Genomic DNA, 19,655 nt, shown 5'->3' with positions numbered 1-19,655 from the left:
ACAAAAAGGTTACGTCGTTTCTGTGCTTCCAACACTGCATGGCTGCGCACGTGACCTCGCGCGCGGCAGATCGAAGTTGCTCCCGACGACGCTGCAGAGCGTCAAACTTCAACACGGTGCTGCAAGGTGCGGCGCCATTCGAAACATGGAGCAGACAATGATCCGCAAGACTCTTTTCGCACTGACCTTGGCCTTTGCCGGCAGCACCGCTGCGTTTGCTGCTGAAGCGCCGGAAGCGACGTCACAGAATGTCACGACGTTGACCGTTGCCGGCGACTATCCGAGCGAGCCGGGCCCGTACACGGTGATCTATCGTGAATGGAGCGATCTGGCCGGTTGATCCGGTTCAGTTGGTTGTTCGGCGGCGCGGGCCCTGTCCGCGCCGCCCAAACCTGACGTATCATCCCGGCGTTTCCAACCAACGGAGGCGCGCATGATACGGACAGTTTCTTTGGCGGCGACAGCCTGTCTGACACTCACCGCTTGTCAGCAAACGCCCGAAGTCGTCGACATGAACAAGCCGGCGCCCGCCTGCTTTTCTGTCAGCGATTTTAAGAGCTGGCGCTCTCCCGACGCGAAGACGATGTATATTCGCGCCAACGTGCGGAATTTTTATCGGCTTGATCTGGTCGGTGCTTGTTCAACGCTGAATTGGCCGGGCACGTATCTCATCACGACCTTCCGCGGACCGACCTCGATCTGCTCGCATCTCGATTGGGACATCAAAGTCGCTGAGTCGGGCAGCAACATCGCGGTGCCGTGCATGGTCGAGAAAATGACGCCGCTGACACCGGCCGAAGCAGCCGCGATCCCCGACAAGTTCAAACCCTAAAAACCAGGCGCGGGAATTTCCGCGCAACACCTCCTGTCCTGTTGACAAGCGAGCGCCACAACGGCGCCGCGCAACAGGACGGAGTGAAGATGTTTCGGAAATCGATGCTGGCTTTGACGCTGGTGATGGCTGGTACGGGTTGCGCAGTTGCAGACACGTCGTCGGCCGACAAGATGACGATGACTGCACCGGCCGCGTCTGCGGTTCGCACCGAATATCCCAGCCAGCCGGGTCCTTACACGGTCATCTACCGCGAATGGTCTGATCTCGCCGGCTGATGAGATCAGTTACGCAAAGGAATACGCATCCATCGCGAGCGCGCCGTAGGTGCCGCTCGAGTGGATGCGCTTTCCTGCGTCGCCGGCGCCCGCGGCGACAAAGAAGGGCAGAAAATGTTCGGGTGTCGGATGGTTGCGCGCAGCGTGCGGCGCACGCGCTTCCCAATCCGCGAGCGCCTCGCGATCGTCATGTTCGACGCGGTCGTGAATCCATGCGGCAAATTCCGACGCCTGCGCATCGGTCGGCGCAGCCGGATCGTTCCAGGTAACCGATCGAAGATCGTGCGTCAGGCTGCCTGACGTCAGGATCATCACGCCGTCGTGCCGCAACGGATGTAACGCGCGGCCAAGCCGCAAATGATAGGCGGCGTCGCGGGTTGGATCGATCGACAAAGTCGCAATCGGAATGTCGGCCTGCGGGCGCAGCAGGCTCAACGGCACCCAGGCGCCGTGATCGAGACCGCGTTCGCGATCTTCGCTGACCTCAAAGCCGCCATCGTGCAACTGCACCAAAGCCGCGCGCGCAACGTCGGGTGAGCCCGGCGGCTCGTAGCGCATCGCTGCGAGTTCCGGTCCGAAATTTCCAAAGTCGTGAATCGTGCGCGGCTGCGGCGTGCTGCCGACGCGATGCCCGCGCGTCGTCCAATGCGCCGACACAAGCAGGATGGCGCGCGGCAAAGGCCGCATCGACGAACCCAGCTCGCGCAGAAAGTCGCGCGCGGGACTGGGCTCGACGGCCATAGTCGGCGCGCCGTGCGAAACAAACAGGCTGGGTTGGGTCACGTATCCGCCAATGCTTTCAATGCGTCGCCGCTAAGCGAACAAACCCGCCAGGATTCGACCAGCTCGGCACCCAGCCCGCGATAAAAGTCGATCGCGGGTTGGTTCCAATCGAGGACGCACCAGTTGAGCCGGCCGCAATTACGTTCAAACGCAACCGCGGCGAGCCGCTCCAGCAGCGCGCGCCCGATGCCTCGACCGCGCGCTTCCTGACGAACGAACAGATCTTCGAGATAGAGCGTCCGTTTGCCGAGAAAAGTGGAGACCGTGTAGTGGAACAACGCATAGCCGACCGGCGCGCCGTTCCATTCGGCGATCATGGCCTCGGCAACGGCGGTGCTGCCGAACAGGATTTCGTCGATCGCCGCTTCGTCGGCGACGACTTCATGTTCGAGATGTTCGTAAACGGCGAGTTCGCGCACGAGGGCCAAGATCAGCGGGACGTCGGCGCGCGTAGCGGGGCGGATTTGATGCGACATGGCGCCATCCCTAGCTGGAGGCCAGGGCGCGGGCCAGTCAGGAAATGAATTGGCTGTGCGCGCAAGGCGCAACTGGTCCGGGCGGTTTAGCGCCTTCCGACCAAGCCCCGTTGCTGCGCCAGTTCGACGACGATGCGCCGGTCGCTGACGCCGAACTTCTCGTAGATGCTTTTGAGATGGAAGCGCACCGTCTCGGGCGAAATTCCAAGATCGCGCGCCATCAGCTTGTTGTTCATGCCGGCCGCAAGCAGCTGCACGATTTCCTGTTCGCGTTCGCTGAGCAAAGGCGCGCCGGCCGGGTCGGCTTCGTGCAGGCGGCGGATGATGATGTCGAGAAAACCGCGCTCGCCATCCATGCCGGGACGGCCAGGCCGCGCCAACTGCATCAGCAGCGCCAGCAGTGCGCGGCCTTGTTCGAGGAACGGCGCGACGATGCTGCCTTTCTGCGCTGCACGTACGGCGAGATGCAGTTTGATCAGCGCCTGGTCGCGCGCGCCTTGCGCGTCTAGCGCAAGCGCGAGCTGGATCAGCAGCGGAATCGAACTGCGCACGCGGCCGCCGCGCTGGGCCTGGTCATATTGCCGTTCGAGCAACAGCACCGCCTCGGCTACGTCGCCGTCGGCAAGCAGCAGCCGTGCTTCGAGCAGTTGCGCCAGATCGGATTCGAGCCAGCCCGCGCGATCGTCGCGCCGGTCAGGCAGGATGACCGCGCGGAAGCTAGATCCCGCGTGATCGCCCGCAGCCAGTTCCAATTCGGCGCGGCGCAGCGACAGGAAATGTTCCAGCTCGACGAAGCGTCGCCGCCCGGCATAGGCAAAACCGTCGCCCAGCGCACGGATCGCTTCATGCGTGCCGGCGTCGATCACCGCCAGCGCGCTCAAGGTGCGGTAGCCCGCAACGAGAAGTTCGTAATGACATTCGGCGCCCTGCGCGAAACGCAGCGCCGGCGCACACAACGCGCGCGACTCGTCGATGCGTCCTTGCACGTAGAACGCTTCGGCCAGAAACAGATCGGCCATCACGCAGCCGGCTTCGTCGCCATAAATCGCGCTGGCGAAAATCGCGCGCGCCCGTTCGTAGCTGGCGATGGCGGCGTTGATGTCGCCTTGCTCCATCGCGACCAGCCCGGCATGCAACCGCATATGGCCGAGCCCGTTCGAGGACGCGACCAGCGTGTAATAGTAATCGGCCGCTTCAACCGCAGACACGGCCTGCTGAAAGTCGCTGACCCGGTAATGCGCGACGCAGAGCATGTTGTGCACGACGCCGTTCAGCCAATAATCGGGCGAGGCGCGATCTTCGGCTGACGCGGTCAGGCGCGTCATATGCTGGCTGTCGATACGCACGCCGACATAGACCGAGAAGGTCAGTGCCGCCATCGCAAGGTCGCGCAGCAACAGTGGCCCGGGTGCAGGGTCGCGCTGCACCTGTTCTTGCACCGCGCGCGTGATGTCGCCGGCCGCGTCGAAGCGGCCGTCTTTGATCAGCAGAAACACTTGCGCCAGGCGCAGACGCGGCTCCGCGGCGAAACTGGCAGCCGGCAAATTCTCGATCAGCGCGCGCAGCGCCGGCGCGCCATGTTGCACGCCATAGAAAATTCCGCCCGCATCGAGCGCGAGCTGGGCGGCAAGATCGCTGTCGCCCGCGTCCGCCGCAAAGCGCATCGCCTGGCGCAGATCGCCTTCTTGGCGGAACCAGGTCGCTGCCGCGCGCTGCAAGTTCGACAATTCGCGCCGGCCGCGCCGGCGCAACTGCCGAAACATCACGTCGCGGATCAGCCGGTGGCAGCGATAGCCCTGCGCCGGGTCGTCATCGACGGGCGTCAGCAACGTCGTCGACGCTTCCAGCGCTGCAAGATCGCGCCAGCATTCCTCGTTGCCGGTGACGGCCGCCACCAGATCGACCTGCAGCACGTCGAGGAAGGCGGTTGCGATCAGCAGCTCGCGTTGCGCGTCGGGCAGGTTGCGCAGCACTTGTTCGGTGAGATGGCGCGCATGGTCGCCTTTGGCGCTGGCGGCCAGCAGCTCGCCCAGCGGCTGCTCGCGCGCATGCGGCATCGACAGAACCTGCCGCACCAGTTGCACCGCGACCGGCCAGCCTTCGGTCCAGACCGAAATGCGGCTCAGCTCTTCGACCGTCAGCGTCTCATCGAAAAGCGCCGCGATCTCGGCGTCGGTGAAGCGCATGTCGCGCGCCGTCAGCTCCAGCACGTCGTGCGAGAGATGGGTTTCGGCCTGGCAGGCGATGCAGAAGCGGACGCGAGGGCCTGTCTGGCGCAGCAGATCGCGCAGCACCGCGTCGAGCGCTTCGCTGCGGGCGCGGTCGTAATCGTCGATGATGAACAGAAGCGGCCGTTTGGCCGTGGCAAGGTCGTCGGCGATCCAGGCGATTGCATCGCGCAGCGACGCTTCGGGAATTAGCGGCCGCGTGCCGGTACTGTCCGACCGCGCGCGCAGCGCACTGGCCAAGAGCGCACCGAGAAACCGCAACGGCTCGCCCAGGCTTTCATCGACTTCGAGCCAGGCGACGTCGGTGTCGCGGGCACGCAACGCGCGCGCCCAATTTGCGAGCAGATCTGATTTTCCATAGCCGGCGGGTGCGCGCAGCAAGGTCAGATGCGCCGGGCCGGCCGCGTTCAACCGATCGAGCAGGCGCGTCCGATGCACGCGACGCGTGCGGAAACTGCTTCCCCCATGCGCCTCGATCTCGCTGCCTTGCCGGTGCGGTCGGTTCACTTGCATAGGTCCTCACGCGCGCGCGTTGCGCGCAAGACCCTGCCGCCGCGACCTACCGCCCTGCCACCCCCAGCCACCCCTCGGCGCGATGGCATGCGGCCGCGTGCCGACCGCATCGTCGCTGCAACAGGGAAAAGAACGGCTTCGAGGGGTTCATCATGCGGCACATGCCGAGTCTTCCATCGCTACGCGCCGGGTCCAGCATCTTGGCGTTGCTCGTTTGCGCCATGGTCGCCGAAGACGCAGCCGCGCAGAGCGCGCCGTCGTCGAGCGAAGAAGTGCTGGTCACAGCGCGCCGCCGGGAAGAGCGGCTGCAAGATGTGCCCGCCTCGGTCGCGGTGATCACCGCATCGACCCTGGAAAATGCGTCGGTCACCAACCTGACCGAGCTGTCGCGGCTGGTGCCCAACTTCAGTTTCGAGAATTACTACCGCGCCGGCATTCCCTACGTGTCGCTGCGCGGCATCTCGACCGCGCAAGGCGGCGAGGCGCCGGTCGCGATCCTGGTCGACGGCGTGCAGACGCCGTCACTCGAATTCGTCAACCAGGACCTGCTCGACATTGCCAGCGTCGAAGTGCTGCGCGGGCCGCAAGGCGCTTTGTACGGGCGTGGCGCCATCGCCGGCGCAATGCTGATCAACACGACGCGACCGACCAACAATTTCAGCAACGATCTGCTCCTGAGCTATGGGCGCGGTGAAACCGCGCGCTTCGTCGACACAGTGTCGGGGCCGATCATCGCAGATCGCGTCTGGGCCAAGCTGACTCTGGCGGCGCGCTACACGGGCGGCCTGATTTACGACTCCGGCTTGAAGCGCGACGCCGATTGGTCGCGCCAGCGCTCCTTCCATGCCGAGATCGACGTTGCGGTGAGCGATGCGACGCGCGTCGAATTCCGTGCCGGCGTCGTCGGTGGCGTCGATGGCGGTTCGTTCCTGGCACAAGTGCCGGACGGCAAGATTTCGGACTTCTCGATCCGCCCGTCGCGCAACCTCAACACCACCGACACGCGCGAGCTGCAGGCCTATTCGGTCAAGATCGACCACGTCACGAATTTCGGTACCTTCACCTCGATCTCGCAATACGCGCATTCGCTGTCGGACGTGCTTGGCGACGCCGACTGGTCGACCGCACCGGTGGCGGTCCAGCGCAACAACATCACCGTGCGCGCGGTGAACCAGGATCTGCGCTATAGCTCGCCCACCGATCAGCGCGTGCAGTGGCAGATCGGTGCCTTCTTCCAGCACCGCAAGGTGATGAACTTCCTCGACGTGTTCGGTCAGGCGGGCGGACCGCTCGCCGGCGTGAAGCTCGCGGGCGGCAACCAGGATTCGCACTCGACTGCCTACGCGGTCTATGGCCAGACCAACATCGATCTCGGCAGCGGATTCAAATTCACGGGCGCGCTGCGTTACGATGTCGACGATCGCTACGACAATGACCGGCAAGTGCGCGGTTCGGCGATCTCGACCAGCTTCAACGCGCTGCAGCCGCAAGGCACGCTGGCCTATCAGTTCGCACCCGACATCAATGCCTATGTCACGATCGGTCGCGGTTTCCGCAGCGGCGGCTTCAACGGCTACGGCGACTCGCTGGCGCTCGGCATTCCGCGCACCTATCCCAAAGAAACCAGCACCAACTACGAAGCCGGGCTGAAGACGCAGTTCCTCGACCGCAAGGTGACGGTCAATCTGTCGGCCTTCCACACCGACTATGAAAACGAGCAATTCTACTTCGTCAGCACGGCACCGATCGCGCGCAACATCGTCTCGATCAAGTCGGTGACGATCGACGGCGGCGAGTTGGAAGCGAGCTGGCGGCCGATGCAGGGCCTGACCTTCGGGCTCGGGATTGGCGTCAACGACACCAACATCGACGACTTCAACGGCACGGCGCTGTTCCGCGGCAACCGCGCGCCCAATGTCTACGGCTATAGCGGCAACGTCTCGGTCGAGTATCGCACGACCTTGTTCGAGAAGTTCGAAGGGCTTGCGCGCCTCGACTATCAGCGCAACGGACCGATCCATTACGACCCGACCAACATCTACGGGTTCGGACCGACGGCCTATCTCAACGCGCGCTTTGCTGTGCAGCGCGGCGGTTGGTCGGTGGCGTTGTGGGGCAAGAACCTCACCAACACGCATGCGCCGACTGTGTTCAGCCCCGGTGCCTTTGCGCCCGGCCTGAATGGTCGCATCGACAATCAGCCCATCAGCACCGGTGTCGAACTGAGCTGGCACTTCTAAGCACGAGCATGAGCACATCTATGAAGATCGGCGTCGACGTCGGCGGCACCAACACCGATGCGGTGCTGACCGACGGCAGGCAAGTGATCGCGGGCGTCAAGGCGCCCACCACGACGGATGTCAGCTCCGGCATCGTGCAGGCGCTGCAGCAATTGCTGGGCCGTGCCAAGGTCGGTACCGAGGCGATCGACACAGTGGTGATCGGAACCACGCATTTCACCAACGCCTTCGTGCAAGGGAAGGGGTTGGGCGAAGTTGCGGTGGTGCGGCTGGGCGCACCGTCGACCTTGGCGCTGCCGCCGCTTTGCGGCTGGCCCGAGCGTTTGACCAAATGCATCGGCGACTATCGTCAAGTCGTCGGCGGCGGGCATGATTTCGACGGCCGGCCCTACGCGCCGCTCGACGAACGCGCGCTGCGCACGGTGGCGAAAGAAATCCGCGATCGCGGTTTGCGCGCAGCGGCAATCAGCAGCGTCTTCTCGCCGGTCAACCAGAGCTTCGAAGAACGCGCCGCCGAGATTCTGCGCGACGAGAATCCCGATCTGCAGATCACGCTCAGCCACGCAATCGGCCGCATCGGTCTGCTGGAGCGGGAAAACGCCGCGGTGATGAATGCGAGCCTGGCCGAGATGTCGCGCCACGTCGTCGCCAGCTTCCGCGCTGCGCTCGACAAGCTGGGCATCACGGTGCCGTTTTATATCTCGCAGAATGACGGCACGATTTTGGATGCCGACCGGGTCGCGCAATTCCCGGTTCTGACCTTTGCGTCGGGCCCGACCAATTCGATGCGCGGCGCAGCCTTGTTGTCGGGGCTGGCGAATTCGATCGTGGTCGATATCGGCGGCACCACGTCGGACGTCGGCGTGATCAGCAACGGCTATCCGCGCGAATCCGCAGTCGCGGCCGATATCGGCGGCGTGCGCACCAATTTCCGCATGCCCGATATTCTGTCGCTTGGCCTGGGCGGCGGCAGTCTGGTCACCGACGACGCAATCGGTCCGCGTTCGGTCGGGCATATGCTGCAGCAAGACGCGCTGGTGTTCGGCGGATCGACCTTGACCACCACCGACATTGCAGTTGCGGCGGGGCAGGTCGACATCGGCGACAAGAGCCTCGTCAAACATCTCGACAAGGCAATGGTGGCGCGCGCGATCGACCGGATTCACGAGATGCTCGACGTAGCGATCGACCGAATGAAAACCTCGTCGGCGCCGGTGCCGGTGGTGCTGGTCGGCGGCGGCACCGTGCTGGTGAGCCGCAAGCTGCGCTCGGCGTCCGAGATCGTGATCCCCGAGAATGCCGGCGTCGCCAACGCGATGGGTGCTGCGCTGGCGCAGGTCGGTGGCGAAGTCGACCAGGTGATGAGCTATCGCGGGCGCAAGCGCGAAGACGTGCTTGCCGAGGCATCCGACCTTGCGCGCAAGCGCGCGGTCGATGCGGGCGCGATCGCAAGCACGATCGCAATCGTCGATGTCGAAGAACTGCCGCTCGCCTATGTGCCGGGCGAAGCGGTGCGCGTTCGCATCAAAGCAGTCGGCGATCTCGCCCCCCAGAATCCCAAGGGCGGTAAACGTAAAGCAGAGCACGCAGCATGATGTTCACGCGCGACCTGATCGAAGACCTCGCGCGCGGCGCGGCTTTTCTTGGCACTGGCGGCGGCGGCGATCCCTATATCGGCAGCATGTTGCTCAAACAGGCGATGCGTGACGTCGAGAGCATCAAGATCATCGGCGTCGACGAAGTCCCGCCCGACGCGCTGGTGGTGCCGTCAGCGATGATGGGCGCGCCGACTGTGTTGATCGAGAAGCTGCCCAACGGCGCCGAAGCGCTGCAGTCCCTCATCGAGATCGAAGAAGCGTTCGGACAGAAAGCCTTTGCAGTGATGCCGGCCGAGATTGGCGGTCTCAATGCGCTGCTGCCGCTGGTGCTGGCGGCCAAGACCGGTCTGCCGGTGGTCGATGCCGACGGGATGGGGCGGGCCTTTCCCGAATTGCAGATGACGACCTTCCACGTGCACGGCCAGCCCGCGTCGCCGATCAGCATCACCGACGAGCACGGCAATTGCGTCGTGATCTGGTCGAAGAACGATCTGATGGGCGAGAAGCTGGCGCGCGCCACCGTGGTTGCGATGGGCGCGACCTGCCAGATGTGCTGTTTCGCGATGTTGGGAAAACATCTGGCCGAATGCGGCGTGCGCGGCACCTTGACCGCTGCGATTGCAATCGGCCGCGCCATTCGTCTGGCGCGCGAGGCGCATGAAGATCCGTTCGAAGCGTTGCTGACCGCGTTGCGCGCGACCGACTATTACAAATCGAGCTACGTGCTGTTCGATGGGAAAGTTGCGGATCTCAAGCGCGAAACCACCGGCGGCTTCGCGCGTGGCGAAGTGCGGATCGAAGCAATCGCGCCCTTCACCGGCACGATGGAAGTCAGTTTCCAGAACGAACATCTGGTCGCCAAGCAGGACGGCGTCGTGCGCGCCATCGTGCCCGACCTGATTGCGATCCTCGATCGCGAGACCGCCGAACCGATCACGACCGAAGGGCTGCGCTATGGCCAGCGTGTCAAAGTGATGGGTGCGAGCGCCGCACCGGTGATGCGCTCGCAAGCTGCGCTCGACGTATTCGGTCCGCAGATGTTCGGCCTGCCCGAACCATTCACGCCGGTCGAAAAGCTGCAGGCCAACTTCGCGTGAGCGCGCAGGTGGAAACGATCGCGCCGGACGATTTCGCGCGCGATCGCGTTCCGCAATCAGCAACGATCGGGCTGTTGCGGTTGCTGCTGATCCTGCTCGCCATTCCAATCGCGCTGCCGGCCTTTGTGCTGGGTGCGCAGCTCGGCAAAGGGCTGGGTTTGGCGGGCGCAGTGCTGGGCTGTTTTGCCGGCGGTGCAGTACTCGCCGCGATCGCGGTGCCGGCCGCCTTCGTCGGCGCGCGTGCGAAGCTGTCGACCTACATGCTGATCAACCAAGCCTTCGGCGCGACCGGTGGCAAGCTGGTCAATGCGCTGCTGGCGCTGTCGCTGCTCGGCTGGTTCGGCGTCATCATGACGATGTTCGGCCGCTCGGCCTTCGAGACGTTGCAGGCGCTCGCAGGCGCGCAGCCGATCGGCATGCTCGGTTGGTCGGCGCTTGGCTGCGTGTTGATGATCGTGACGTCGGTGGTCGGATTCCGCGCCATCGATCGTCTGTCGCTGCTGCTGACGCCGTTCAAGATCTTGCTGCTGGTCTGGACCTTGGTCGCTGCGATCAGCCGCTATGGCATGGAGACGGCGCGCGCGGCGCTGGCGCAGCCGGACTTTTCATTGGCAGCAGGAATTTCGATGGTGGTCGGCGGCCTGGCGGCCGGCGCGGTGTTGCAGCCTGACATTTGCCGCTTCGCACGCAGCGCACGCGCCGGCACAATCGCGGCGTTTCTCACCTTCGCGGTTGGCTTTCCGTTGGTGCTGCTGTTGGCGGCGATCCCCGCGCTTGCGACCGGCGAGTCCGACATGATCACGATCATGATCGGGCTTGGCCTTGGTGTGCCGGCGCTGCTCATCGTGTTGCTCGCCGCCTGGACGATGAACACGTACAATCTCTACGCCAGTTCGCTGGTGCTCACGACCATCCTGCCGCACGAGAAACGTTGGCGCGCGACGCTGGTGGTCGGCGTGATCGGCGCCGCGTTGGGCGTGTTGGGCATCAGCGATCTGCTGGTTCCGTATTTGCTGATCCTCTCGATCGCGATCCCGCCGATCGGCGGCGTCTATGTCGTGTCGTATTTTGCGCGACGCGACGCACCCATCGCGCAATTTCACATCGCAGCCTTCGCCGCCTGGTTCGCAGGTGCCGGGTTTGCTTTCGCAGGCTTTGCGCTGACGCCGGTCCCGGCCGTCGACTCGACGTTGATTGCTGCTGTGCTGACTTTTCTGCTGGTGCGCCGAACGGTATAGGTCGGCCTATGTCGCCGACTCGCCCGCATTTCCGCTTCGAACGCGCCTTTGACGGCGTGGTCGCGGGCTGCGACGAGGCCGGGCGCGGGCCGTTGGCGGGACCGGTCGTCGCGGCCGCAGTGATCCTGCCCAAGACCGGTTTGCCGCGCCGCATCGCCGGCCGCATCGACGACAGCAAGAACCTCGAACTCGACGAACGCGAAGCGCTCTACACCGCGATCTACGACTATGCCGACGTCGGCGTGGCCGAATGCAGCGTCGCCGAGATCGACACGCACAACATTCTGCGCGCGTCGTTGCTGGCCATGGCGCGCGCGGTGGCGCTGCTCAAGACGGTGCCGCATATGGTGCTGGTCGACGGCAACATGGCGCCTCCCATCTCGCATCCGGTGAAGACGGTGATCGGCGGCGACGCCACCCACCTCTCGATCGCAGCCGCGTCGATCGTCGCCAAAGTCGTGCGCGACCGGACGATGAAACAGCTCCATGAAGAACATCCAGGGTACGGCTGGAGCTCGAATGTGGGCTATGCCACGCCCGCGCATCGCAAGGCGCTGAAGGCGCTGGGACCGACGCCGCACCACCGAATGAGCTTCGCACCCTGCCGCGATTGGCAGGTTCTGGTCGAAATCGGGGACGCTGACTCCGCCGCTGCTTGACCGCTGACTCGCCCATGATTCATAACGAATCGATGAGTAAGGGCGGAAATTCGGGCGACGAGACAATCCTGGTCGGCGATTGCATCGCGCGGCTGCAGGAGGTCGCCGACAAATCGGTCGATCTGATCTTCGCCGACCCGCCTTACAATCTGCAGCTCAAAGGCGATCTGTTCCGTCCCGACGACAGCCGCGTCGACGGTGTCGACAATGACTGGGACAAGTTCAGCGACTTCGCCACCTACGATCAATTCACGCGCGGCTGGCTGACCGAATGCCGCCGCGTTCTGAAAGACGACGGCGCGATCTGGTTGATCGGGTCGTATCACAATGTCTTTCGCCTCGGCGTCGCGCTGCAGGATCTTGGCTTCTGGATTCTGAACGACGTCATCTGGCGCAAGTCGAATCCGATGCCGAATTTCCGCGGCCGCCGCTTCACCAACGCGCACGAGACGCTGATCTGGGCGTCGAAGAGCGAAACCGCCAAATACTGTTTCAACTACGACATGCTGAAAGCGTCGAACGACGACATTCAGATGCGGAGCGACTGGTTGTTCCCGTTGTGCGGCGGTGAAGAGCGTCTAAAGCTGAACGGCAAGAAGGCGCATCCGACGCAAAAGCCCGAAGCGTTGCTGGCGCGCGTGCTGCAAGCAACGACCAAGCAAGGCGACATGGTGCTGGATCCGTTCTTCGGCACCGGCACCACCGGTGCGGTGGCAAAGCGGCTGGGCCGCAAATTCATCGGCATCGAACGCGACGAAACCTATGCCGCCGTGGCACGCCGCCGCATCGAAGCGGTGGTGCCGTTCGAAGAGCGCCTGACCAAGTCGCCCAACAAGCGCGACGAGCCGCGCATTCCGTTTGGCTGGGTGGTCGAGCGCGGCTTGCTGTCGCCGGGCACGGTTCTGTTCGACGCGCAGCGCCGCGTCACCGCCGAAATCCAGGCCGATGGCACGCTGCAGGCCACGACCTTGTGGGGCGAACATCGCGGCTCAATCCACAAAGTGGGCGCGGCGGTACAACAGGCACCGGCCTGCAATGGCTGGCTTTACTGGCATTTCGACCGAGATGGGCGTGCAGCGCAGATCGACCTGCTGCGCCAACACTTGCGGGCCGAGCTGACCTAGTTTAGCGGCTCGGGCCTCCTATGTGAGGGCTCCATGGCCGAGATCGCCGTTCCGCTTTCGCCCGCGCTCAGCGGACCAACCCACAAAATGTTTGTGCGCGATCTCGTGCTCGACGCCTTTGTCGGCGTGCATGCGTTCGAACGCGAAGCGCGCCAGCGCATCCGCATCAATCTCGGCATGGACGTGATCGACCGGCCCGGTGCGGCCGGCGACAAGCTGGAAAACGTCGTCTCTTACGAAGACATCGTGGTCGGCGTGCGCGCGCTGGTCGCCGAACGCCACGTCAATCTGATCGAAACCTTGGCCGAACGGATTGCGACGTTGGTGCTCGAAGATCGCCGCGTGCGCGAAGTGTCGGTGCGGGTCGAAAAGCTCGACATTTTCCACGACGCTGGCAGCGTCGGCATCGAGATTATCCGCCGCGCCCAATAGTCATTCCCGCAACGCGGGGATGACGAAACGCTAAATCTTTTTGCGGCGTTTCGGTTTCTCCGCCACTTCGAACATTTGCGCCGCGTCGTTGGGCGTGTAGGCGGTGTGCTTCATCGCGTGCGCCACGACTTTGCGCATCACGGTCGGTAGTGCCACGTCGCCGAAATTGTCGGGCAAGGTCCAAAGCCCGTCGGTGTTGCGCGCTTTGACCGTCGCGGCCAGCACGGTCAGCTCCAAATCGAAATGCGTGAATTGGTGGCGCACGATGCCGGGCAGGCGCTGCCATTCGGCGGCAGCGGGCGCACCGTCGGGCACGTCCGGCGTTGCGCCGACGATCCAATCGCTCGACGGAACTTCGATCATCGAACCCAGCAGGCCTTTCTCAGCCCGCTTGCGCAGCAGCACCGCGCCGTCAGGATCGACCAGCCAATAGGCGATGCCGCGCCGTGTCGGATTGGCTTTTTTCGCGTCGCGCCGCGGCAGCTCGTCCTGGATGCCCCGCGCCTTCGCAACGCACGCATCGTTCCACGGACAGAGCGAACATTTGGGTTTGGTCGGCGTGCAGATGGTTGCGCCGAGATCCATCATCGCTTGCGCGAAATCACCGGCGCGCTTTTGCGGGGTCAACGTCGCCGCTTTGTCGCGCAGCTCGGGCTTCGATCGCGGCAACGGCGTTTCGACCGCGAAGATGCGCGCGACGACGCGTTCGACATTGCCGTCGACGACGGTTGCAGGAACGTCGAACGCAATCGCTGCAATCGCTGCCGAGGTGTAGGGACCGATGCCGGGCAATTCGAGCAGCGCGTCCTGCGTGCGCGGAAACTTGCCGCCATGTCGTTCGGCGACTTCGTTGGCGCAGGCATAGAGCGAGCGCGCCCGCGCGTAATAGCCAAGCCCGGCCCATTCGGTCAGCACGTGATCAATGTCGGCTGCAGCGAGCGCTTCGACGGTCGGCCAGCGTTCTTTGAAGCGCAGGAAATAGGGCTGCACCGCTTCGACGCGGGTTTGCTGCAGCATGATTTCGCTGAGCCAGACGAGATACGGATCCTGCGCCGCAGTGCCGGGCGGCGCGCGCCAGGGCAGGCGGCGGGCGTGGCGGTCGTACCAAGCGAGCAGACGGGGGGCGAGCAAGGTCTGCGCGCGCGGTCTCGTCACCTCGCCGGAAGGGGCTTCGTCAGGCATCATCTGGTCCGTGACCCCTAGCACGCCCCTCCCATGAGCGGCCCGCGCCGTCTGTCGCGGACCGTCGCGACCGTCGCCGGCCAGGCGCTGGGACGGAAGGGGCTGGGCTTTGGCCAGCTGCTTTCGCAATGGGACACGATCGTCGGCCCCGACCTGACCGGGTGGACGCGTCCCGCCAAACTCTCGTTCCCGCGCGGCCAGCAGGGCGACGCGACGCTGACGGTCGAAACCGTCGGCGCTCGGGCGATCGAGCTGCAGCACCAGCTGCCGCAGCTGATCGAGCGGGTGAATGGATTTTTCGGCTGGGCCGCCGTGTCCCGGATCAAGCTGGTCCAGGCGATGCCCGCGATGCCGCCGGTTCAGAGCCACGATCTGCGGCCCCTGACCTTGGAGGAGACCAAGGAAGTCGCCGCGACCGTCGCGCATGTCGAAGACCCGGTGCTCAAGGCCGCGCTGGAATCTCTCGGACGCCGGATGGCAGCGACCAAGAAGTGACTCCGAGGGGTAAGCCCCCAGGAATCCTCACGGGAATCCTTGGGCTGCCGCGAAACCGCCAAACGTTGACTCGACTCTTGGGCGGCCACCCGCCTATCGTCCTACATCCTGGGGAGTATGATGGTCTTTACCCGCTATATCTTGTTGGCCGCGCTTTCGCTCGGCCTGTCGGCCGCTGCTGTGGCCGCCACACCGGAACAGCTGGCCGAGCGCTCATTGGGCGACGCCAAGGCTCCGGTGACGGTGATCGAGTATGCCTCGCTGACTTGCAGCCACTGCGCCACCTTCGAACGGGAAGGCCTGCCGCAGCTCAAGGCCGATTACATCGACAAGGGGAAGGTCCGTCTGATCTTCCGCGACTATCCGCTGGATCAGTACGCGGTGAAGGCGTCGGTTGCGCTGCGTTGCGTGGCCCCGGCCCAGTTCTGGGCGCTGAAGGAACATCTGTTCCGCACCCAGGAGGTTTGGGCCTTCTCGAAAGACCCGCTCGCCGCGATGAAACAGCAGGTCAAACTGGCCGGCCTGTCCGACGCCGCGCTCGACGCGTGCCTGGCCGACCAGCAGCTCGGGGATTCGATCCTCAATTCGCGCCTGCAGGGCGAGCAGAAATTCAAAATCGAGTCGACGCCGACTTTCATCATCAACGACGGCGCCGGCCGACATGACGGCGCTGAGTGGGACAAGGTGAAAGCCGCGATCGACAAGGCGCTCGGTAGCGCCGCCAAGAAATAAGCAGACAAGAGTACCCGCACATGCAGTTCACCCGTCTTCGCCTGACCGGCTTCAAAAGCTTCGTCGACAGCACCGATCTTCCGATTGAACCCGGCATGACCGGCGTCATCGGGCCGAACGGTTGCGGCAAGTCGAATCTGGTCGAGGCGTTGCGCTGGGTGATGGGCGAGACCTCGGCCAAGCGCATGCGCGGCGGTGAAATGGACGACGTCATCTTCGGCGGTACCGCGACGCGCCCGCGCCGCGAGATCGCCGAAGTGGCGTTGTTGATCGACAACAAGGAACGCGCAGTTTCCAACGTCGCGAACCTGCAGGACGAATTGGAAGTCGTGCGCCGGATCGAGCGCGGCTCGGGATCGGACTTCAAGGTCAACGGCAAGTCGGTGCGCGCCAAAGACGTGCAGATCCTGTTTGCCGACGCGTCGACCGGTGCGAATTCGCCGTCGCTGGTCAGCCAAGGCAAAGTCGCGGCGATCATCAGCGCCAAGCCGCAGGATCGCCGCTTCGTTCTCGAAGATGCTGCCGGCATCGCGGGCATTCGCGCGCGTCGCCACGAAGCCGAATTGAAGTTGAAGGGCGCCGAGAACAATCTCGACGAACTCGACCGCGTGCTCGGCACGATGGACGACCAGATCGCGCAGCTGAAAAAGCAGGCGCGCCAGGCATCGCGCTATCGCAACCTGTCGGACGCGATCCGCCAGGCCGAAGCAGTCGTGCTGTTCCTGCGCTGGAAGTCGGCAACCGCGAAGTCGGCCGAAGCGCGCAGCTTCTTCGACGAAGCGGAAAACGTGGTGCGCGAGCGCATGGCCGCGGTTGCGCGTGCGACCGCGGAAGCGACCGATCTCGCGGCTTCGGTGCCGCCGCTGCGCGAAACCGACATGGATGCCGCTGCCGCCGTGCAGCGTCTGCAGATCGCGCGCGAAACGCTGGAAAACGAAGCCCGTCAGCTTGCTGCTGCCGTGCACGAAGCCGAACGCCAGGCCGTGTTGGTCGAAGGCGACCGTCAGCACGAAACCGCGCAGCGTGAAGAAGCGCAGCAGGCCGAAGCACGCCTGACCGATGAAGATTCGCGTCTCGCCGCCGAACAGAGCGGCGAAGAGGCCGAGAAGGCAGCAGCCGAAGCCGCGTTCGTTGAATCGCGCCGCGTTGCTGACGCTGCCGAGCAAGACGCATCGGCCGCGACCTCGGCGATTGCTGCAGCGACGGCCGAGCGCCAGGCCCTGGAGCGTCAGTCGCGCGAAGCTGACAACCGTGCGCAGTCGGTGACCGCGCGTCTCGAAAACCAAAAGCGCGAATTGTCGGCGCTGGGTGACGACAGCGAAGCCGAGCAGGCAATCGCATCGGCGCAGGACGAAGCCGAACAGACCGAAGCCCGCGTCGGCGAATTGCGCGACGCGCAGGGCCAGGCGGAAGAGGCGCGTACGCGCACCGATGCCGGCCTGCAGGAATCGCGCAGCCTGGAAAACGAAGCCGACGCCGCGTTGCGCGCGCTGGACGTTGAGATCAACACGCTGACGCAGATGCTGCGCGCCGGTGCATCGGAAGCGCATGGCAGCGTGCTCGAACAGCTGACGGTTGCGCCCGGTTTTGAAACCGCGCTGGCCGCAGCATTGGGCGACGCGCTGGAAGCATCGCTCGACGACGCGGCGCCGGTATATTGGCGCAATGTCGAAGCGAACGGTGCGCCGTCCTTCCCGCATGGTGTCGAGCCGCTTGCGACGCACATCAATGCGCCGGCTGCGCTCGCGCGTGCGCTGGCCCATGTCGGCGTCGTCGCCGACAGCGAAACCGGCGCGCGTCTCGCCGCCAATCTCGCACCGGGTCAGGTGCTGGTTGCGCGCGACGGTGCAGCTTGGCGGTGGGATGGTCTGACCCATCGCGCCGGCGCTCCGACCGCAGCCGCCATTCGTCTGCAGCAGAAGAATCGCCTCACCGCACTCGAAAGTGATCGTCCGGCGCTGGCCGATGCGCGCGAAGCAGCACGCGCGGCGCGCGTTGCGGCCGAACAGGCGCATAGCGATGCGGTCCAGGCCGAACGCACCGCCCGTCAAGCCGTGAGCGACGCCAGCCAGGCCTACGATCGCGCCCGCGCGCAGCATTCGCGTTTGGTCCAGGCGCACGCCCAGACCATGTCGCGCCGTGCCGCGCTGACCGAAGCGGTCGCCGGCCTGGAAGCCGACCTCGCCGAAGTTGCTGCCCTACGCGAAGATCTGGCCGAACGCGTCGCCCAACTGCCCGACGCGTCGCAGATGCAGCAGCGCCTCGAAGCAGCGCGCAACGCGGTGCAGGAGTCGCGCCGTGCATTGAACGAAGCGCAGCAGACGATGCAGCGCCTCGAACGCGAAGCGGGTGCCCGTCGCAGCCGTCGCGCGCAGATCGAAAGCGAATACACGACCTGGACGCAGCGTGTGACGCGCGCCACCCAGCGCCTGTCGGAACTCAACGAACGTGCGGCGCAAATCGCCGCGACGCGCGCGGAGTTGGAAGACAAGCCGGCGACGCTGGATGCACGCCGTCAGGCGCTGCTCAGCGAACTCAGCCAGGCCGAAGCGGCGCGCCGCACCACCGCCGACGCGTTGGCAATTGCCGAGGCGCAGGTTGCCTCGGCCGATCGCCAGCTGCGCCAGGCGGAATCGTCGCTGTCAGATGCGCGCGAAGATCGCGCCCGCGCCGAAGCCGGCGCCGCTGCTGCGCTGGAAGAAATCGAACGCGTCAAAGAACGCGTCACGGAAAAGCTGCGCATCGACGTCGAAGGCCTGCAGGGCCTGGCCGAGATCGCCGATGACGATCCGCTGCCGGAAACCCACAAAGCCGACAGCAAGCTCGAGCGTCTGCTCAATGAGCGCGAAAATATGGGCCCCGTGAACCTGCTCGCCGAACAGGAGATGCAGGAGCTCGAAGGCAAGATGGAAGCGATGACCTCGGAGAAAGAGGATGTCATCGCCGCCATCGCGCGGCTGCGCGAAGCGGTCGAAACGCTGAACAAAGAAGCGCGCGAGCGACTGGAAGAGTCGTTCAACAAGATCAACGAACACTTCAAAGTCCTCTTCACCCGCCTGTTTGGCGGCGGTGCGGCCGAGCTGAAACTCGCCTGGCCCGAGAAGAAGGACGAAGTGACGGCGGAAGAGGGCTCGGCCCTGGCCGACGCCCAGGAAGCCGAAGCTGCGGCCAAGTCGAAGAAGAAGGACCCGCTCGAAGCCGGTCTGGAGATCTACGCCCAGCCGCCGGGCAAGAAGCTGCAGAATCTCTCGCTGCTCTCGGGTGGCGAGCAGGCCCTGACCGCGGTCGCCCTGCTGTTCGCGATGTTCCTCACCAACCCGTCGCCGATCTGCGTGCTGGACGAAGTTGACGCCCCGCTCGACGACGCCAACGTCGACCGCTTCTGCAGCATGGTCGAAGAGATCGCCCGCGACTCGGGCACGCGCTTCCTGGTCATCACCCACCACCGCCTCACCATGGCGCGGATGGACCGGCTGTTCGGCGTCACCATGGCCGAGCGCGGCATCAGCCAGCTCGTCTCGGTCGACCTGACCCAGACGGATGAGATCCTCGAAGCGGCTGAGTAAGCGCAGCGACGAAGCCGCCCCGGCGAAGGCCGGGGCCCAGGTGCCGCAAGCAAAAGTGCGCTTGTGGTACGACCTGGATCCCCGCCTTCGCGGGGATGACGAGAAAAGGTGAGGGCAGGCGGCAGGGCGCGACGACATGGCCGCGCCCGTAAGCCTCGGAAAACTGGCGCAACGCTTGACAC

17 protein-coding genes are annotated in these 19,655 nt (G+C 64.7%); 13 read left to right on the top strand and 4 right to left on the bottom strand.

Annotation, left to right across the window (positions count from 1 at the left end; all coding sequences use genetic code 11):
• The first annotated feature begins 157 nt into the window (after positions 1 to 157).
• From TMPK1_RS09400 to TMPK1_RS09390, 3 genes are all read left to right on the top strand, one after another.
• Positions 158 to 340 carry a hypothetical protein gene (locus tag TMPK1_RS09400; protein WP_420242722.1) on the top strand — a complete coding sequence of 61 codons (183 nt, stop codon included), beginning with the start codon at positions 158 to 160 and terminating at the stop codon, positions 338 to 340.
• 93 nt (positions 341 to 433) lie between these two features.
• A complete protein-coding gene (locus TMPK1_RS09395) occupies positions 434 to 832 on the top strand; it encodes a DUF6491 family protein (RefSeq protein ID WP_420242721.1) in 399 nt (132 codons plus the stop codon).
• 89 nt (positions 833 to 921) lie between these two features.
• The gene (locus TMPK1_RS09390) at positions 922 to 1,110 is read left to right on the top strand and encodes a hypothetical protein (RefSeq protein ID WP_420242720.1); all 189 of its coding nucleotides are present in this window, start codon (positions 922 to 924) and stop codon (positions 1,108 to 1,110) included.
• Positions 1,111 to 1,119: 9 nt separating this feature from the next.
• On the opposite strand, the gene TMPK1_RS09385 is transcribed toward TMPK1_RS09390, so the two are convergent.
• The 3 genes from TMPK1_RS09385 to TMPK1_RS09375 all read right to left on the bottom strand — a co-directional run bounded on the left by TMPK1_RS09385 (position 1,120) and on the right by TMPK1_RS09375 (position 5,104).
• A complete protein-coding gene (locus TMPK1_RS09385; protein WP_420242719.1) occupies positions 1,120 to 1,893 on the bottom strand; it encodes a DODA-type extradiol aromatic ring-opening family dioxygenase in 774 nt (257 codons plus the stop codon).
• Complete coding sequence (locus TMPK1_RS09380) at positions 1,890 to 2,369, bottom strand: GNAT family N-acetyltransferase (RefSeq protein ID WP_420242718.1); 480 nt, start codon at positions 2,367 to 2,369, stop codon at positions 1,890 to 1,892. Before TMPK1_RS09380 ends, TMPK1_RS09385 begins: the two co-directional genes overlap by 4 nt.
• A gap of 86 nt (positions 2,370 to 2,455) precedes the next feature.
• Positions 2,456 to 5,104, bottom strand: coding sequence for a winged helix-turn-helix domain-containing protein (locus TMPK1_RS09375; RefSeq protein WP_420242717.1), 2,649 nt, complete (start codon positions 5,102 to 5,104; stop codon positions 2,456 to 2,458).
• Positions 5,105 to 5,310: 206 nt separating this feature from the next.
• On the opposite strand from TMPK1_RS09375, the gene TMPK1_RS09370 reads away from it, so the two are divergent.
• Genes TMPK1_RS09370 through TMPK1_RS09340 form a run of 7 tightly spaced genes read left to right on the top strand, consistent with a single transcriptional unit; the run spans position 5,311 to position 13,498 of the window.
• Positions 5,311 to 7,350, top strand: coding sequence for a TonB-dependent receptor (locus TMPK1_RS09370; protein ID WP_420242716.1), 2,040 nt, complete (start codon positions 5,311 to 5,313; stop codon positions 7,348 to 7,350).
• An 8-nt stretch (positions 7,351 to 7,358) separates the two neighbouring features.
• Positions 7,359 to 8,945, top strand: a complete 1,587-nt coding sequence (locus TMPK1_RS09365) for a hydantoinase/oxoprolinase N-terminal domain-containing protein (protein WP_420242715.1) — start codon at positions 7,359 to 7,361, stop codon at positions 8,943 to 8,945.
• Positions 8,942 to 10,045, top strand: a complete 1,104-nt coding sequence (locus tag TMPK1_RS09360) for an S-methyl thiohydantoin desulfurase family protein (RefSeq protein WP_420242714.1) — start codon at positions 8,942 to 8,944, stop codon at positions 10,043 to 10,045. The genes TMPK1_RS09365 and TMPK1_RS09360 overlap by 4 nt, the downstream gene beginning before the upstream one ends.
• Positions 10,042 to 11,283, top strand: coding sequence for a cytosine permease (locus TMPK1_RS09355; RefSeq protein WP_420242713.1), 1,242 nt, complete (start codon positions 10,042 to 10,044; stop codon positions 11,281 to 11,283). Before TMPK1_RS09360 ends, TMPK1_RS09355 begins: the two co-directional genes overlap by 4 nt.
• Positions 11,284 to 11,291: 8 nt before the next feature.
• On the top strand, positions 11,292 to 11,942 hold the full coding sequence (rnhB, locus tag TMPK1_RS09350) for a ribonuclease HII (protein WP_420242712.1): 651 nt from the start codon (positions 11,292 to 11,294) through the stop codon (positions 11,940 to 11,942).
• A gap of 14 nt (positions 11,943 to 11,956) precedes the next feature.
• Positions 11,957 to 13,066: a site-specific DNA-methyltransferase gene (locus TMPK1_RS09345; RefSeq protein WP_420242711.1), complete on the top strand. Its 1,110-nt coding sequence runs from the start codon at positions 11,957 to 11,959 to the stop codon at positions 13,064 to 13,066.
• 33 nt (positions 13,067 to 13,099) lie between these two features.
• Positions 13,100 to 13,498 (top strand): dihydroneopterin aldolase, encoded by a 399-nt coding sequence (locus TMPK1_RS09340; protein ID WP_420242710.1) that lies wholly within the window; start codon positions 13,100 to 13,102, stop codon positions 13,496 to 13,498.
• 30 nt (positions 13,499 to 13,528) lie between these two features.
• Here TMPK1_RS09340 and mutY read toward each other — a convergent pair whose 3' ends face one another.
• Complete coding sequence (gene mutY, locus TMPK1_RS09335) at positions 13,529 to 14,680, bottom strand: A/G-specific adenine glycosylase (protein ID WP_420242709.1); 1,152 nt, start codon at positions 14,678 to 14,680, stop codon at positions 13,529 to 13,531.
• Between the two features lie 33 nt (positions 14,681 to 14,713).
• On the opposite strand from mutY, the gene TMPK1_RS09330 reads away from it, so the two are divergent.
• The 3 genes from TMPK1_RS09330 to smc all read left to right on the top strand — a co-directional run bounded on the left by TMPK1_RS09330 (position 14,714) and on the right by smc (position 19,473).
• Positions 14,714 to 15,175 carry a DUF721 domain-containing protein gene (locus TMPK1_RS09330; protein ID WP_420242708.1) on the top strand — a complete coding sequence of 154 codons (462 nt, stop codon included), beginning with the start codon at positions 14,714 to 14,716 and terminating at the stop codon, positions 15,173 to 15,175.
• 117 nt (positions 15,176 to 15,292) lie between these two features.
• Positions 15,293 to 15,907: a DsbA family protein gene (locus tag TMPK1_RS09325; protein WP_420242707.1), complete on the top strand. Its 615-nt coding sequence runs from the start codon at positions 15,293 to 15,295 to the stop codon at positions 15,905 to 15,907.
• A 20-nt stretch (positions 15,908 to 15,927) separates the two neighbouring features.
• Positions 15,928 to 19,473: a chromosome segregation protein SMC gene (gene smc, locus TMPK1_RS09320; protein WP_420242706.1), complete on the top strand. Its 3,546-nt coding sequence runs from the start codon at positions 15,928 to 15,930 to the stop codon at positions 19,471 to 19,473.
• Positions 19,474 to 19,655: the final 182 nt, after the last annotated feature.

This window comes from Roseiterribacter gracilis (assembly GCA_018332375.1).
GTDB lineage: Bacteria > Pseudomonadota > Alphaproteobacteria > BOG-932 > Roseiterribacteraceae > Roseiterribacter > Roseiterribacter gracilis.
Note: the sequence above shows the minus strand (reverse complement) of the source record. Positions and strands in the feature narration are given on the sequence as shown.